The organism is Caulobacter rhizosphaerae (assembly GCF_010977555.1).
Taxonomy (GTDB): domain Bacteria; phylum Pseudomonadota; class Alphaproteobacteria; order Caulobacterales; family Caulobacteraceae; genus Caulobacter; species Caulobacter rhizosphaerae.
This window is the reverse complement of the sequence record NZ_CP048815.1, coordinates 3,075,517-3,089,734: the sequence shown is the minus strand read 5'-3', so window position 1 is coordinate 3,089,734 and position 14,218 is coordinate 3,075,517. Positions and strand designations below refer to the sequence as shown.

The window sequence follows — 14,218 nt, the reverse complement described above, 5'->3', positions numbered from 1 at the left end:
CCATGCGTTGCCTGAAGATGCTCGCCCTGGCCTCGGCGGCCGTGACGGCCCTGGGCGCGGTCGCCCGCGCCGAGACCCCGACCACCTGGTCCTATGCCGCCAAGACCGGGGTCGGCGCTTCGTACGAGGCCTATGTCGACGGCGCCTACAAGGACGGCGGCCCGACCGGGGCGGTGTCGAAGGTGTGGTTCTCGATCGCCGACGGAACCCTGACCGAGACCATGTACGGCCTGATCCACGAGGCCCAGATCAAGCAGCTTCGGGTGGCGGTGAAGACCGCCAGCGGCCTGGCCGTCGAGGGCGCCGACACCACCGCCAGGACCGAATACCTGCACCTCGACGCGGCCGGCCGGCCGCTGTCGCCGGCCTACAAGGTGACCACCACTGACAAGCAGGGCCGGTTCGAGATCGAGAAGCGGATCTTCACCGATCCGGACCAGAACGCCCTGTTCGTGCGGGTGACGGTCCGCGCCCTGAAGGGTCCGGTGACCCCGTTCCTGGTGCTGGAGCCGCACATGGCCAACACCGGCGGCGGGGATGCCGGCGCGGCCAGCGCCTCGGCGCTGAGGGCCTATGAGGGCAAGGCGTTCATGAGCCTGAAGGGCGCCCGGTCGTTCGTGAAGGCCGTCGCCACGCCGCTGGGGAGCGACGCCCTGTCGGCCGTTAAGGCGGCGACCCTGACCGGCGGCGCCTCGGCCAAGGGCGCGATCGTCCTGACCGCCGAGCTGCCGCGGCAGACCACGGGCGAGGCGACCTACGACTTCGCCGTCGGCTTCGGCGGCGACGCCGTGGCCGCCGACCAGGCCGCGTCCGCGACCCTGAGCACCGGCTATGACGAGGTCCTGGCCCGCTACAACGGCGAGGGCGACCGCGTCGGCTGGGAGGACTATCTGGCCTCGCTGACCGAGCTGCCGCGCCTGCGCAAGGCGTCGGAGGACGGCGGCAAGCTGGTCCAGGCCAGCGCCCTGATGCTGAAGGTGCAGGAGGACCGCACCTATGCCGGCGCTCTGATCGCCTCGCTGTCCAACCCCTGGGGCGACACGGTCGACGCCTCCAAGCCCTCGACCGGCTACAAGGCCGTCTGGCCGCGCGACTTCTACCAGTGCGCCATGGCCCTGGCGGCCCTGGGCGACCGGGAAACGCCGCTGGCCGCCTTCCATTACCTGCCGCAAGTGCAGGTCAAGGTGGACACCAAGGGCAATACCGGCGTCGGCGGCTGGTTCCTGCAGAAGACCTGGGTGGACGGCACGACCGAATGGGTCGGGGTCCAACTGGACCAGACCGCCATGCCGATCATGCTGGGCTGGAAGCTGTGGAAGCTGGGCTGGCTGCCCGAGGCCGACCTGAAGGCCTATTACGGCAAGATGATCAAGCCGGCGGCCGACTTCCTGGTCGACGGCGGCAAGGTCGGGATCGGCTGGAACCACGAGACCATCACGCCGCCGTTCACCCAGCAGGAGCGCTGGGAAGAGCAGGGCGGCCATTCGCCTTCGACCACGGCGGCCACCATCGCCGGCCTGATCGTGGCGGGCGACATCGCCGAACTGGCCGGCGACGCGGCCGGCGCGGCCCGCTATCGCGCCATGGCCGACGCCTATTCGGCCAAGGTCGAGGCGCGGATGGTCACCACCAAGGGACCGTTCGGCGACGGGACCTACTATGTGCGGCTGAACCCGAGCGAAGACCCCAACGACCACGCCCCGATCGGCGCGGCCAACGGCCAGATCGCCCCGCCCAAGGACCAGGTGGTCGATGGCGGCTTCCTGGAACTGGTCCGCTACGGCGTGCGCCGGGCCGACGACGCGGCCATCGTCGGCAGCCTGCCGGAGCTGGACGACACCAGCCGGGCCGACCTCTACCGCGTCCGCTACGACTTCAAGTTTCCGGGCGTCAAAGGCGAGTTCCCCGGCTGGCGGCGCTACGACGTCGACGGCTACGGCGAGGACGCCCAGACCGGCGCCAACTACGGGGTCGGCGGAAAGATGTCGCCGGGCCAGCGCGGCCGGGTGTGGCCGATCTTCACGGGCGAGCGCGGCCATTACGAACTGGCCCTGGCTAGCCTGAACGGCAAGCCGAGCGCCGCGGCGATCCGGAAGATCCGCGACCGCTACGTCAGGGCCATGGAGCTGTTCGCCAACGAGGGCCTGCTGATCCCCGAACAGGTCTGGGACGGCATCGGGCCCAATCCGCACGGCTATGCGCGCGGCGAAGGCACCGACTCAGCTACACCCCTGGCCTGGTCGCACGCCGAATACGTCAAGCTGCTGCGCTCCGTCAGCGACGGCCAGGTGTGGGACCGCTATGACCCCGTGGCGGCGCGTTACGCGAAGTCGGGGCTGTAACTTCCCGATATCCAGGCGCTTTCCCGCGCAGCCAGACCTTGGAGACCGCCATGGCCGACGCCCCTACCTTCTGGAATCGGGCGTCGGCGCTGGCGGCCTTCGCGCTGGCCGCCGCCGCGACGCTCGGTGTGGAAACCGCCGGCGCGACGGAATGGTGGTACGTCGCCCAGGGCCAGGACCGGGTGATGCTGGTCGACGTGGCGTCGATTGCGCGCGAACGCGGCCTGCTGTCCTACTGGAACACCCAAGTCATCGCCGACGGCGCCGAGGACGGCGTGCGCATGACCAAGAGCTACATGGCGGCCGACTGCGCCAAGGCCCGTGGCGGGTGGGCGATGAGCGTCCGCTATGATCGCGACGACCGCCAGATCGATGTCGACAGCCTCGCCAAGCCCGTCCTGGCGGTGGTGGAGCCCAGCACCCTGGGCGAGGCCGAGCTGAACTTCGTCTGCGCCGACGCCGCCGGTCGGGAAGCGGAGGGCGCCTTCGCGGTCGCGTTCGATGTCCGGACCTTCGCCGACGCCCTGATCGCCGCCGCCGACGAGGCGCCCCGCGCCGTATACGACCGCCTGGCCGCCGACCCGGCCACGCCGATCGTCCGCTCCACCGCGCCCGGAACCGAAACCTTCGGCCGCCCCCAGACGGCCAAGGTTGGCCAGCCCCTGGTTCCGCCGCGCGACTACGCCAAGGGGATCGAGGTTCCGAAGGCGGCGGACTATCCCGCGGCCAGCGCCGGGGACGCCTATGACGTCACCTTCGAGGGCCTGGACGCGGGGGAGATGACGTTCGAGGTGCGGGGCTATGGGGTGGACGACCTGATCCATCCCGCCATGGGACAGCGGGAACGCTTCCCCGCCGACCTCAAGGCGATCCAGATCCGCGACCTGGCCATCCAGGTCGAAGCGGTCTCGACCGACGCCATCACCTATCGCGTGCGGGTCGAGAAGCCGGCGTCCTAGACGCTAGCCAGGGGCAGTTCGAACAAGGCGCCCTCGAAGGTGTCGGCGCCGCGGCCGATCTCGGCGATCGCCGCCGACATCCGGCCGCCCCGGCCCAGCGCTGCGTCGGCCAGGCTGACCAGCAACGGGTTCGGCGTGGCGTAGGGCGCGGCGGCGCGCAGGGCCTGGGCGATCTCGCGCTCGGACCGCTGCGGCGCGCGCTGGCAGGCGACGACGAAGGCCGCCGCCGTCGAGCGGCTGACCCCGGCCCAGCAGTGGACCAGCATCGGCCGGGCCGCGTCCCAGCCGGCCGCGAAGTCCATCAGTCGGGCGACCTGGGCTGCGTCCGGCGGCGTGAAGCCTTCGCGGGGTTCGGCGATGTCGTGGAAGGCCAGGCGCAGGCTTGCGCCGTCGGCGACCGGCCAGACCTCGGCGGTCGAGACCGGCGACAGCAGGCTGACCAGGTGCGAGGGTCGGTGCAGGGCGCGCGCCGTCTCGACCTGGCTGAGCGGACAGACGAGCAGGGTCATCGCGCCGCCAGCGTCGCCGAGACCCCCAGCAGCACGCCCAACTCGCAGGCCTGCTCGACCCCGCCCAGCACGTCGCCGGTGTGGCCGCCGATCAGCCGCCGGGCCGTCAGGGCCACGACCGCCGCCAGCACCGCCCCGACCGCCGCGCCCGCCAGGCCGGCCCAGCCCAGCAGCGCCAGCGGCCATAGGCCCAGCGCGGCGGCGAACAGCAGCTCGAACGGCCGCACCCCGTCTGGCGTGGGCTTGTACTTGGCGTCGTTGCGGTCGCTGACATGGCGGCCCAACACCATGACCGCGACGGCGGCGACGCGGCCGGCGCCATGGGCGGCGACCAGGGCCAGGCCGGCGGTCGCCAGGGGCAGGGTCGCCAGGGCGGCGACCTTGAGCGCCAGGACCAACCCCAGCGCCAGGACGCCATAGGTCCCGATCCGGCTGTCCTTCATGATCTCCAGCCGCCGGGCCGGGGTCTGGCCGCCGCCCAGGCCGTCGGCGGTGTCGGCCAGGCCGTCCTCGTGGAAGCCGCCGGTGACCAGCACCCCCGCCGCCACGGCCAGCAGGGCCGGCAGCGGCCCGCTCCACAGCTGTCCGGCCGCCAGCAGCACGCCGGCCCCGATCGCGCCCACCAGTATCCCGACCAGCGGGAAATAGCGCGCGGCGCGGGTGATCCAGTCCGGCTGGAAGTCGGCGAATGAGGGGGCCGGCAGGCGGGTCAGGAACTGCAGGGCGCAGAAGAACAGCTTCAGCTGGCGCGGCATCAATCGGGACTCGCCTGGACGCCCGCCAGGACGTCGGCGAGCGCGGCGACGTCGGTCAGCAGGTGGGCGGCGGCGACCAGCAGCGGGGCGGCCAGGGCCGCGCCCGTGCCTTCGCCCAGCCGCAGGTCCAGGTCCAGCAGCGGCCGCACGCCCAGGGCCTGCAGCATGGCCGGATGGCCGCGCTCGGCCGAACCGTGGGCGAAGACGCAATAGTCGAGGGCGGCGGGGACCAGGCGGACGGCGGCCAGGGCCGCGGCCGTGCTGATGAAACCGTCGACCAACACCACCCGCCGCACCGAGGCCGCGCCCAGCACCGCGCCGGCCATCATGGCGATCTCGCAGCCGCCGAACTGGGCCAGCACGTCGAGCGGCGCGGCGGCGTCCGAGCGCTGGGCGGCGCGGGCCACGCCGGCCTGCTTGCGGGCCAGGCCCTCGGCGTCATGGCCCGTGCCTAGGCCGACGCAGGCCTCTAGCGGGGCGGGGGCCAGGCGGTGCATGACCAGGGCGGCGGACGAGCTGTTGCCGATGCCCATCTCGCCCAAGGCGATGACGTCGGCCCCGTCGGCCGCCGCCGCGCGGGCGATGTCGGCGCCCCGGGCGATCGCCGCCAGCACCTCGTCCGGGGTCAGGGCCGGCTCGCGGGCGGCGTTGCGGGTTCCGCGCCGGATCTTGGCGGCGATCAGGTCGGGATGGTCGGGCAGGTCGGCGTCGACCCCGGCGTCGACCACGCGGACCTGGACGCCCGAGGCCCTGGCGAAGGCGCTGACGCTGGAGCGGCCCGACAGGAACAGCCCGACCATGGCGGCGGTGACGCTGGACGGATAGGCCGAGACGCCCTCGTCGGTCAGGCCGTGGTCGCCGGCGAACACATAAAGGTCGGTGCGGGCGATGCGCGGATCGGGCCGGTTCTGGACCAGGCCGATCCGCACCGCCAGGTCCTCGATCCGACCCAGCGACCCCGGCGGCTTGGCCTTGCCGTCCAGCAGGGCCCGCAGGACCGGCTCGAGGGCGGCGTCGACGGGCGTGATGGCGGCGGCGAGGGCGGGCAGGGTCATCATGGCGAGGTCCTGGATAGACGAGGCGGGGTCATCGGGCGAGCACAGCGATCAGGCCGATCGCCAAGGGAATCGTCAGCGGGATCAGCCAGAGCAGCAGGCAGGCCCGGCGATAGAGGCGCAGGCCACGTTCAAGGTCGGCGGCGGTCGGACGCGGTCCGTCGCCGAAGGTCGGCCGGACCGTCCTGACGCCGTCATAGACCGCGTCGCCGCCCAACTGGACGCCCAGCGCCCCGGCCATGGCGGCCTCGGGCCAGCCGGCGTTGGGCGAGGCGTGGCGGCGGGCGTCGCGCGCCATCGTCCACCATCCGCCGCCACCGGCCAGGGCGATCAACCCTCCGGCCAGCCGCGCCGGGACCAGGTTCATCAGGTCGTCGATCCGCGCCGCCGCCCAGCCGAACAGCCGCCAGCGCTCTTCCCTGTGGCCGATCAGGCTGTCGGCGGTGTTGACGCTCTTATAGGCGAAGAGGCCGGGCAGGCCGCCGACCAGCAGCCAGAAGGTCGGGGCGACGACGCCGTCGTTGAAGCTTTCGGCCAGGCTCTCCAGGGCGGCGGCGGCCACGCCCTTGGCGTCGAGCGCGCCGGTGTCGCGGCCGACGATCATCGCCACGGCCGCGCGGGCGGCCGGCAGGTCGTCGGCTCGCAGCGGCGCCAGGACGGCCGCGACATGGTCGTGCAGGCTGCGCTGGGCCAGGCCGACCGTCGCGATCAGGGCGACCAAGGCCAATCCCGGCAGGCTGGCGCCCAGCAGGCTCTGCACCGCGGCGCCCAGCAGGACGGAGGCGGCGACCAGCAGCACGACCAGGACGACGCCCAGCAGCCGGCGCCGTCGGTCGGAGGTCGTCGGCCGGTTCCAGCGTCGCTCCAGCCCCTCGATCAGCGCCGCCGGCCAGGCCACCGGATGTCCCGCCAGCCGGTTCAGCGCGGCCGGATAGCCCAGCAGCGCCTCCAGGCCCAGCGCCAGGGCGACGACCCACGGCCAGGGCGCCGTCTCAGCCATCGACGCGCCCGATCAGCTCGATCAGCGGTCCCCAGGCGCCGGAGACGATGGCGGTCCGCACGCCGTAGGCCCGCTCCAGCACGGCCGGCGTCAGGGCCTCCAGCGGCGGGCCGTCGGCGATCAGGGCGCCGTCGCGCAGCACCAGCACCCGATCGGCCAGGCGCAGGGCCACGCCCAGGTCGTGCAGGGTCATCACCACCCCCTGGCCGGGCTCGGCCGCGAAGGCGCGCATCAGGTCGACGGCGTCCAACTGGTGGCCGGGGTCCAGCCCCGCCAGCGGTTCGTCGGCCAGCAGCCAGGACGGCTCGCCCGCCAGCACCCGGGCCAGCAGGGCGCGGGCCCGCTCGCCGCCGGACAGGGTGGTGACGTCGCGCCGCGCCAGGCTGGTCATGCGGGTGCGGACCAGGGCGGCCTGGACGGCGGCGTGGTCGGCGTCGCTGAGGCCGCGTGCCCCGCTGTGCGGGGTGCGGCCCAGGCCGACCAGGGTCTCGACGTCCACGGCCCAAGCCACCTCCGGCGTTTGGGGCAGGAAGCCGATGCGGCGGGCGCGCTGGCGATGGGGCAGGGCCAGGATCGGGCCGTCGTCCAGGCGGACCTGGCCGGCGTCGGGGCGGCGCAGCCCGGCCAGGCAGGCCAGCAGGGTCGACTTGCCCGCGCCGTTGGGGCCGACGATGGCGGTGACCTGGCCGGCGCGGAACCGCGCCCCGACCCTGGCCAGCACCGCGCGGCCGCCCAGGGCGACGGTCAGGTCCTCGGCGACCAGGTCGTTCATGCGGGCGTCCTTCATGCGAGCCTCCGGCGCATCGAGATCAGCAGGGCCAGGAAGAACGGTCCGCCGATCGCGGCCATGGCCACGCCCAGCCGGACCTCGGCGGCCGAGGGCGTCAGCCGCACAAGGATGTCGGCGGCCAGCACCAGGGCCGCGCCGGCCACGGCGCTGGGGGCCAGCAGGGCGCCCGGCCGGTGGCCGACCAGAGGCCGCATCAGGTGCGGGGTGATCAGGCCGACGAAGCCGATCATGCCGGTCACCGCCACGCTGGCGCCCGAGGCCAGACCGACGCCGAGGGCCAGCAGCGTCCGGGTCAGGTTCAGGTCGATCCCCAGAGCCTTGGCCCCTGTTTCGCCCAGGGTCAGGGCGTCCAGCGCCCGGCCCAGCATCAGCATCAGGCCCGAGCCGACGGCGATGAAGGGCAGGGCCCGCCAGACGTCGTCAGCGCTGCGGTCGGCCAGGGAGCCCAGCAGCCAGTTGATGATCTCCTGCGCGGCCCAGGGGCTGGGGGCCAGGCTCAGGGCCAGGGCGACGCCGGCGCTGGCCACGGTGTTGAGGATCACCCCGGCCAGGATGAAGGTGATGGTCCCGCCGGTCCCGCCGGCCAGGATTAGCATGACGGCCACGCCGAGGCTGGCCCCGACCATCGCCGCCGCGAACAGCAGCCAGGGCGTGGTGAGGCTCAGGCTCAGATACATGGTCATCACCGCACCCAAGGCGGCCATGGACGACACGCCCAGCACGCCAGGATCGGCCAAGGGGTTGCGGGTGTAGCCCTGCATGACCGCGCCGCACAGGCCCAGGGCCGCGCCGACCGCGACGGCCAGGATCGTGCGAGGCAGCCGCAGCTCGAAGATGATCGCCCAGCGCGGGTCGGCGGCCAGGGTCCAGGCGCTCCAAGGCACCCAGACCCGGCCGGCCATCAAGGACAGGCCGCTCAGGAGCAGCACCAGCAGGCAGAGGCCGCCCAGCAGCAGGAGGCGCCGGGTCATGCGGCGGCGCCCAGCACTTGCCGGCGGGCGGTGGCCAGGGCGGCGGCGGTGTCCGCCAGGCCGGGACCGCCGCAATAGAGCAGGCGTTCGGGGAACACCGCCCGGGTCATGCGCGACGAGATACTGGCCAGGGCCGGGTGGTTGAGGATCTTCTCGGCGAAGGTCGGGGCGTTGGGCGCGGCCTGGCCGGCCAGCAGCACTTCCGGCGGATCGTCCAGCAGACGCTCCAGCGAGACATTGCCCCACTTCCTCAGGCCGTAGCGCTGGGCGACGTTCACGAAACCGGCGCGGCGCATCATCTCGTCGACCAGGGTGCCGTGGCCGGCGGCGAAGCCGTTGGGCTGGAAGACCAGGGCGGTGACCGGGCGGGCGCCGGGACGCGGCGCGCTCCTGGCCATCGCCGCCTCCACCCGGGCGATCAGCGCCTCGCCGCGGTCGGGATGGCCGACGGCCGCCGCGATCCGCCGGATCTGAACCTGGTTCTCGACCCAGCTGTTGGGCACCTTGAACAGCTCGGTGCGGATGCCCAGCCGCGTCAGCGCCGCGCGGGTGGCGGGCGAGGAGTGGGCGGCGGTCAGCACCACGTCGGGGCGCAGGGCGATCACTTCCTCGGCGCTTTCGTAGGTGATCGGATAGCCCAGGGCGATCCTGGCGATGCTCGACTGCTGCGGGTCACGGGCATAGTGGCTGAGCGCCGCGACCTGGCCGCGGTCGGCGACGTTGACCAGCACGGCGTCCAGGCAGGGATTCAGCGAGATCACGCGGGGCAGGGCGCCGGCGCTGGCGACGCCGCCCAGGAAGCCTGTCGCCAGCCCCGCGCCGACCGCCGCGCGGCGGGTGAAGCCGGTCAAAACTCGACCCCGCGCTGGGCCTTGAAGCCCTGCTCGAACGGATGCTTGACCAGGGTCATCTCGGTGACCAGGTCGGCGATCTCCAGCAGCTGCGGCTTGGCGTTGCGGCCGGTCAGGCAGACATGCTTGTCGCCGGGGCGAGCCTTCAGCACCGCCACCACCTCGTCGATGTCGAGATAGTCGTAGCGCAGGGCGATGTTGATCTCGTCCAGCAGCACGAAGTCAAGCTTGGGGTCGGCGATCATCTCCTGGGAGACCAGCCATGCGGTGCGGGCCGCGGCGATGTCGCGCGCTCGGTCCTGGGTGTCCCAGGTGAAGCCCTCGCCCATGACTTCGTAGCGCACCTGGTCGGGGAACTTGCTGAAGAACAGGCGTTCGCCGGTCTTCCACTTGCCCTTGATGTATTGGACGACCCCGACCTTCAGGCCCCAGCCCAGGTTCCTGGCCACCATGCCGAAGCCGGCGGAGGACTTGCCCTTGCCGTCGCCGGTGTGGACCAGCAGCAGGCCCTTCTCGAGGGTCTTGGTCTGCATCATCGCGTCGCGCTCGGCCTTGAGGGCCTTCATGGCTTGGGCGTGCTTGGTGTTCAGGTCTTGGATGTTGAGGTCGTCGCTCATCGGAGGTTCTCCAGGGCGTCGGCGAGGCGGAGCCAGTCCGCCTGCGGGCCAGGCAGGCCGAAGCGGATCAGGGTCTCGTCCCAGGGAAAGGGGCGGGTGAGGATCCCGGCGCGGGCCAGCATCTCGAAACGGCGGGACGCGTCGGCGGCCTGGGCCAGGCGAAACAGCGGCGTACCGCCGACGATCGTGAAGCCGGCGCCGTCCAGCAGGCTGTCCAGCCGCGCGGCGTCCCCGATCAGGCGCAGGCGGGTCTGGACCGCCCAGGCGGTGTCGGCATAGGCCGTCAGGCCGGCGGCGATCGCCGGACCCGAGACGGGCCAGTCGCCCAGCGCCCGGCGGACGCGGGTCGCCAGGGCCGGCTCGGCGACCAGGAAGCCCAGCCGCGCGCCCGCCAGGCCGTAGAACTTGCCGAACGAGCGCAGGACCATCAGCCCTTCGTGGCCGGTCGCGCCGGCCAGGACGGCGACCGAGCGCGGCGGATCGAGGTCGGCGAACGCCTCGTCCACCAGCAACGGTCCGTCGGCCAGGTTGAGGACCTGGTCGGCCGACAGGACGCGGCCGGTGGGGTTGTCCGGATTGACCAGCACCCGCAGGTCGGCCGCCGTCTCGTCCAGGTCGACGATCCGGGCGCCCGCCGCCCGCCAGGCGCCGGCGTGGCCGCCATAGGTCCGGGCCGGGATCGCCACGCACCGCGCGGTCAGCAGGCGGGGCAGAAGGCGGATCAACGCCTCGCTGCCCGCCGCCGCGACGACCCGGGCCGGATCCTCGACGCCGAACGCCGCGGCCGCGATCCGCTCCAGTCTCCGCAAGGACTCCGGATCGGGAAGGCGCGACCAGGTTTCGGGGTCAAGGGCCAGGATCGGGTAGGGGCGCGGATTGATCCCCGTCGACAGGTCCAGCCATGGCGTCGGCGCATTCGGCCAGGCCGCACACGCCGCCCCAAGGCGTCCGCCGTGGCCGAGGAAGGCCGCCGGCGTGGTCACGGCTAGAACCGCGCCCGAACGCCAGCGAAGGCGCCGCGGCCCAGGGTCCCGTAGCCGTAGAGGGTCTCGTAGTGCTGGTCGAACAGGTTCTCGACCCGGCCGTACAGCTCGAACGTCTCGTTGATCGGATAGGCGATCCGTACGTCGGTCAGGACATAGCTCTTCAGCCGCCGGGTGTTGGACGGGTTGTCGAAGCTGTGGCCAACATACTGCATCGTCACCCCGCCGGTCAGGCCGTTGGCGAAGCTGAGTTCGGCGTCCGCCGAGGCGGTCTCGCCGGCCCGGCGCGCCAGGTCCTTGCCGTAGTTCGGGCCGGCCGACCTATTGACCGCGTCCATGTTGGTGTAGTTGGCCGACAGGGTCAGCCGGGTATTGACCTCGAAGCTGCCTTCCACCTCGACGCCGTCGGCCTGGGTCTTGGCCGTGTTGGCGTAACCGCCGTAGTTGGGCGGGGTGTTATTGGACAGGAAGTCGATCTGGTTCTTGGTGTCGCGGTTGAAATAGGTGATCGCGCCGCGCAGGCGGCCGTCCAGCAGGCTGTGCTCGACGCTGAGGTCCCAGCTCTTGGCGGCCTCCGGCTTCAGGTCGATGTTCCCGTAGTCGCTGTACAGCTGGTACAGCGACGGGGCCTTGAAGCCCTCGCCATAGTTGGCGCGGAAGACGGTGGTTCCGCCGTTCGGGCTCCAGGTCGCGCCGGCCTGGTAGGTGGTGGCCCCACCAAAGGTGTCGTGGTCGTCGTGGCGAACGCCGCCGGTCAGGGTCAGGCCCTCGACCGGCTTGGCCTGCAGTTGGCCATAGACGCTGTCCATGCCGGTGGCGTGGCGATCGACGTCTGGGTTGAACGACGGCGAGGCGGTGCGGAACCAGGTGCGCTCGGTCTCGGCGCCAAACACCGCGCGCCAGACGGGATTGATCGTCCAGGTGCCCTGGTACTCCAGGCTGTTGTCCGTGCCGCGCGAGTCGAAGGTCTTGGGCGCGCTCAGGGTGGGGTCGTAGTTGTCGCGGTCGGTCTGGGTGTAGGCGTAGCCGATGCGGCTGCTGAGGGCGCCATCGAAGTTGGACAGGCGCGTCCCGACATAGCCGACCAGCTCCCTGGTCTTGCCATAGTCGGCGGTGTCGCCCAGCGCATAGGGCGGGGCCGGGAGCGAGCTGTCGTATTCGTTGCGGCCCCGGGCATAGGACAGGCGGGCGTCGAGAGCGGCCCAGTCGGTGACGTTCAGGTCCAGGCGGCCGCTGACGGCGGCGTTGCGGTAGCCGTCCTTCTCCTGGCCGCCCATGGCCTTGTCGAAGTTGGAGACGCCGGCGGTGGTGTAGGACCCGGCCGCCAGACGCCACCCGCCCCAGGCGCCGCCGGCCCCGACCCCGACCCGGGCGTAGGCCGTGGCGCGCGACCCGCCCTCGACCGTGGCGTCACCCGACAGCGGCCCGTCGGGGGTCTTGGTGATCATGCTGACCACGCCGCCGATGGCCTGGCTGCCCCACAGGGTCGATTGCGGGCCCCGCAGCACCTCGATGCGGTCGACGTCGCCGGCCAGCAGGGTGGCGAAGTTGTAGCCGCCGCCGGTCGCCGACGGATCGTTGAGCTTGACGCCGTCGATCAGCACGGCGGTCTGGTCGCTCTCGGCGCCGCGGATGCGCACCTGGGTCGAACCGCCGACGCCGCCGTTGCGGGTGACGCTGACGCCGGGGGTGCGCGACAGCAGGTCGGAGACCACCACCGCCTGGCGCTGGCGCAGGGTCTGCGCGGTGATCACCGTCATGCTGACCGGGACCTCCGACAGCTTGTCGGCGGAGCGGCCGGCGGTGACGACCACCTGGTCGACAGCGTTGGTTTCGTCGAGGGGCTCGGCGGCCAGGACCTGGCTGGGCAGGACCAAGGCAGGCAGGGCGAGGGCGGGAAGGGCGGCCACCAGGGCCAGGATGGAAATCGGGCGCATGTTCAAGTCCTCCGTGCGCGGCAACGAAGGCAGGCCCGGGGATCCGGACCGGCCTGACGATGTCGCCTCGGGGGAAAGAACCCCATCGTACGGCGCACCCCGGCCGGACGAAGGACGACCGCGACGGGCAGGTCTCCTGGCTCGCGGGTCAAGGCCGGTGCGCGTCGCCTTCCCAATCGTTCTCTTGAAGAGGACGGTCAGTGGCGTAGTGACGCGCGGGCTCGCCGCTTACAGTTGCGGGGGCAGCCCGGGTTTCGCACCCGAGTTCCCTTTTCATCCTCTTTCGAGGAACCTGTCGCGAGAGCTGCACTATATGTTGCGTCGCACACGGTCAATCTGGCTGGAGATCTGGAGCACATCTTGCCGTTTACCCTCGTCCTGGGCGGAGCCCGATCCGGCAAGAGCGCCTTCGCCCAGGCGGCGGCGGAGGCTCTAGCCTCTGAAACCGAAGGCCGGCTGGTCATGATCGCCACGGCCCAGGCCTTCGATTCGGAGATGGCCGAGCGCATCGCGCGCCACCGCAAGGACCGGGGTCGGGCCTGGACGACGTTGGAGGCGTCGCTCGATATCGCAGGTGCGTTGGCGCCGCTGGGCGCGAAGGACATCGTCGTGGTCGACTGCCTGACGCTGTGGCTGTCGAACCTGATGCTGGCCGAACGCGACGTGGCGACGGCGGCCGCCGGGCTGGTCGAGGCGGCCGGACGGTTTCCGGGAACGCTGTGGTTGGTCTCCAACGAGGTCGGGTTCGGCATCGTGCCAGACAACGCCCTGGCTCGGCGATTTCGCGACGAGGCGGGCCGCCTGCACCAGGCCCTGGCCCAGGCCGCCGGCGCGGTGACCCTGGTCGTCGCCGGGCTGGCTCTGCGCCTGAAATAGGTGTCGAGACGGGGGATAGACGGCGCTCTATCCCCGTCGCGGACGCAAAGAACATCAATGATCTCAACGCCCTGCAGAAAAAGCAGCGTCACCGGTCCTCGGACCTCAAACCTCCTGCACAATCGATCTCGTCTCCATCGCGGGGGAGGGCTCTTGGTACCGGCCCAAGCAGGCGATGGGGGTGGAACCGAGCGGGGCCGCCTGGGCCTGGCGATCGGACCGCGGCGGGCGGCGGGGCTCAGAAGGCTCCAAGGTCTTTCGGGGACGATGGCGGGACAGGCGGGTTGACGGGGCTGGGAGTTCAAACCGGCCTGTTCCAGGATCAGTCGGAGTCGCCGACGGCCCCTTCCGGGCGACTTTGATCCTGCCCGCCTGAGGGGAAACGTCGATCGGGATGAAACAAGCCCTCAATCGCCGTCCCTTGAGAAGAACGGTTTCGCGGAGCGGTCAGGTCTAGCCGAAACGCACACACTAAACCCACGGTCATCCGGGCCAGGCCCGGACCGCTCCGCGCCTCCTCAACCCTCCTTTCGGGAGATCCCGAAAGGCGACGAAGCCGTATGTCCTAGATCC

13 protein-coding genes and 1 riboswitch are annotated in these 14,218 nt (G+C 71.9%); of the genes, 3 read left to right on the top strand and 10 right to left on the bottom strand.

Annotation, left to right across the window (positions count from 1 at the left end):
- Positions 1-2: 2 nt before the first annotated feature.
- Positions 3-2,342 (top strand): glucan 1,4-alpha-glucosidase, encoded by a 2,340-nt coding sequence (locus G3M57_RS14050; protein WP_163231254.1) that lies wholly within the window; start codon positions 3-5, stop codon positions 2,340-2,342.
- Between the two features lie 50 nt (positions 2,343-2,392).
- Positions 2,393-3,301 (top strand): hypothetical protein, encoded by a 909-nt coding sequence (locus tag G3M57_RS14045; protein ID WP_163231252.1) that lies wholly within the window; start codon positions 2,393-2,395, stop codon positions 3,299-3,301.
- Here the strand turns inward: G3M57_RS14045 and G3M57_RS14040 are convergent.
- From G3M57_RS14040 to G3M57_RS13995, 10 genes are read right to left on the bottom strand one after another with little or no spacing between them, the layout of a single operon-like run.
- Positions 3,298-3,810, bottom strand: coding sequence for a tyrosine phosphatase family protein (locus G3M57_RS14040; RefSeq protein WP_163231251.1), 513 nt, complete (start codon positions 3,808-3,810; stop codon positions 3,298-3,300). The two genes, G3M57_RS14045 and G3M57_RS14040, sit on opposite strands and share 4 nt — an antisense overlap.
- Positions 3,807-4,565 (bottom strand): adenosylcobinamide-GDP ribazoletransferase, encoded by a 759-nt coding sequence (gene cobS / locus G3M57_RS14035; RefSeq protein ID WP_163231249.1) that lies wholly within the window; start codon positions 4,563-4,565, stop codon positions 3,807-3,809. The genes G3M57_RS14040 and cobS overlap by 4 nt, the downstream gene beginning before the upstream one ends.
- A complete protein-coding gene (gene cobT, locus G3M57_RS14030) occupies positions 4,565-5,623 on the bottom strand; it encodes a nicotinate-nucleotide--dimethylbenzimidazole phosphoribosyltransferase (RefSeq protein WP_163231247.1) in 1,059 nt (352 codons plus the stop codon). The genes cobS and cobT overlap by 1 nt, the downstream gene beginning before the upstream one ends.
- Before the next feature lie 28 nt (positions 5,624-5,651).
- Positions 5,652-6,620 (bottom strand): adenosylcobinamide-phosphate synthase CbiB, encoded by a 969-nt coding sequence (gene cbiB, locus G3M57_RS14025; RefSeq protein WP_163231245.1) that lies wholly within the window; start codon positions 6,618-6,620, stop codon positions 5,652-5,654.
- The gene (locus G3M57_RS14020; RefSeq protein WP_208789604.1) at positions 6,613-7,407 is read right to left on the bottom strand and encodes an ABC transporter ATP-binding protein; all 795 of its coding nucleotides are present in this window, start codon (positions 7,405-7,407) and stop codon (positions 6,613-6,615) included. Before G3M57_RS14020 ends, cbiB begins: the two co-directional genes overlap by 8 nt.
- Entirely contained in the window at positions 7,404-8,381 is a 978-nt protein-coding gene (locus tag G3M57_RS14015) for a FecCD family ABC transporter permease (protein ID WP_163231243.1), read from the bottom strand. Before G3M57_RS14015 ends, G3M57_RS14020 begins: the two co-directional genes overlap by 4 nt.
- On the bottom strand, positions 8,378-9,232 hold the full coding sequence (locus tag G3M57_RS14010) for an ABC transporter substrate-binding protein (protein WP_230983728.1): 855 nt from the start codon (positions 9,230-9,232) through the stop codon (positions 8,378-8,380). The genes G3M57_RS14015 and G3M57_RS14010 overlap by 4 nt, the downstream gene beginning before the upstream one ends.
- Positions 9,229-9,849, bottom strand: a complete 621-nt coding sequence (gene cobO / locus G3M57_RS14005) for a cob(I)yrinic acid a,c-diamide adenosyltransferase (protein WP_163231241.1) — start codon at positions 9,847-9,849, stop codon at positions 9,229-9,231. The genes G3M57_RS14010 and cobO overlap by 4 nt, the downstream gene beginning before the upstream one ends.
- Positions 9,846-10,832, bottom strand: a complete 987-nt coding sequence (cobD, locus tag G3M57_RS14000) for a threonine-phosphate decarboxylase CobD (RefSeq protein WP_163231239.1) — start codon at positions 10,830-10,832, stop codon at positions 9,846-9,848. Before cobD ends, cobO begins: the two co-directional genes overlap by 4 nt.
- Before the next feature lie 2 nt (positions 10,833-10,834).
- On the bottom strand, positions 10,835-12,769 hold the full coding sequence (locus tag G3M57_RS13995) for a TonB-dependent receptor plug domain-containing protein (protein ID WP_163231237.1): 1,935 nt from the start codon (positions 12,767-12,769) through the stop codon (positions 10,835-10,837).
- A gap of 109 nt (positions 12,770-12,878) precedes the next feature.
- Positions 12,879-13,080, bottom strand: a riboswitch (cobalamin riboswitch).
- Between the two features lie 49 nt (positions 13,081-13,129).
- On the opposite strand from G3M57_RS13995, the gene cobU reads away from it, so the two are divergent.
- Entirely contained in the window at positions 13,130-13,645 is a 516-nt protein-coding gene (cobU, locus tag G3M57_RS13990; RefSeq protein WP_163231235.1) for a bifunctional adenosylcobinamide kinase/adenosylcobinamide-phosphate guanylyltransferase, read from the top strand.
- The last annotated feature ends 573 nt before the right edge of the window (positions 13,646-14,218 follow it).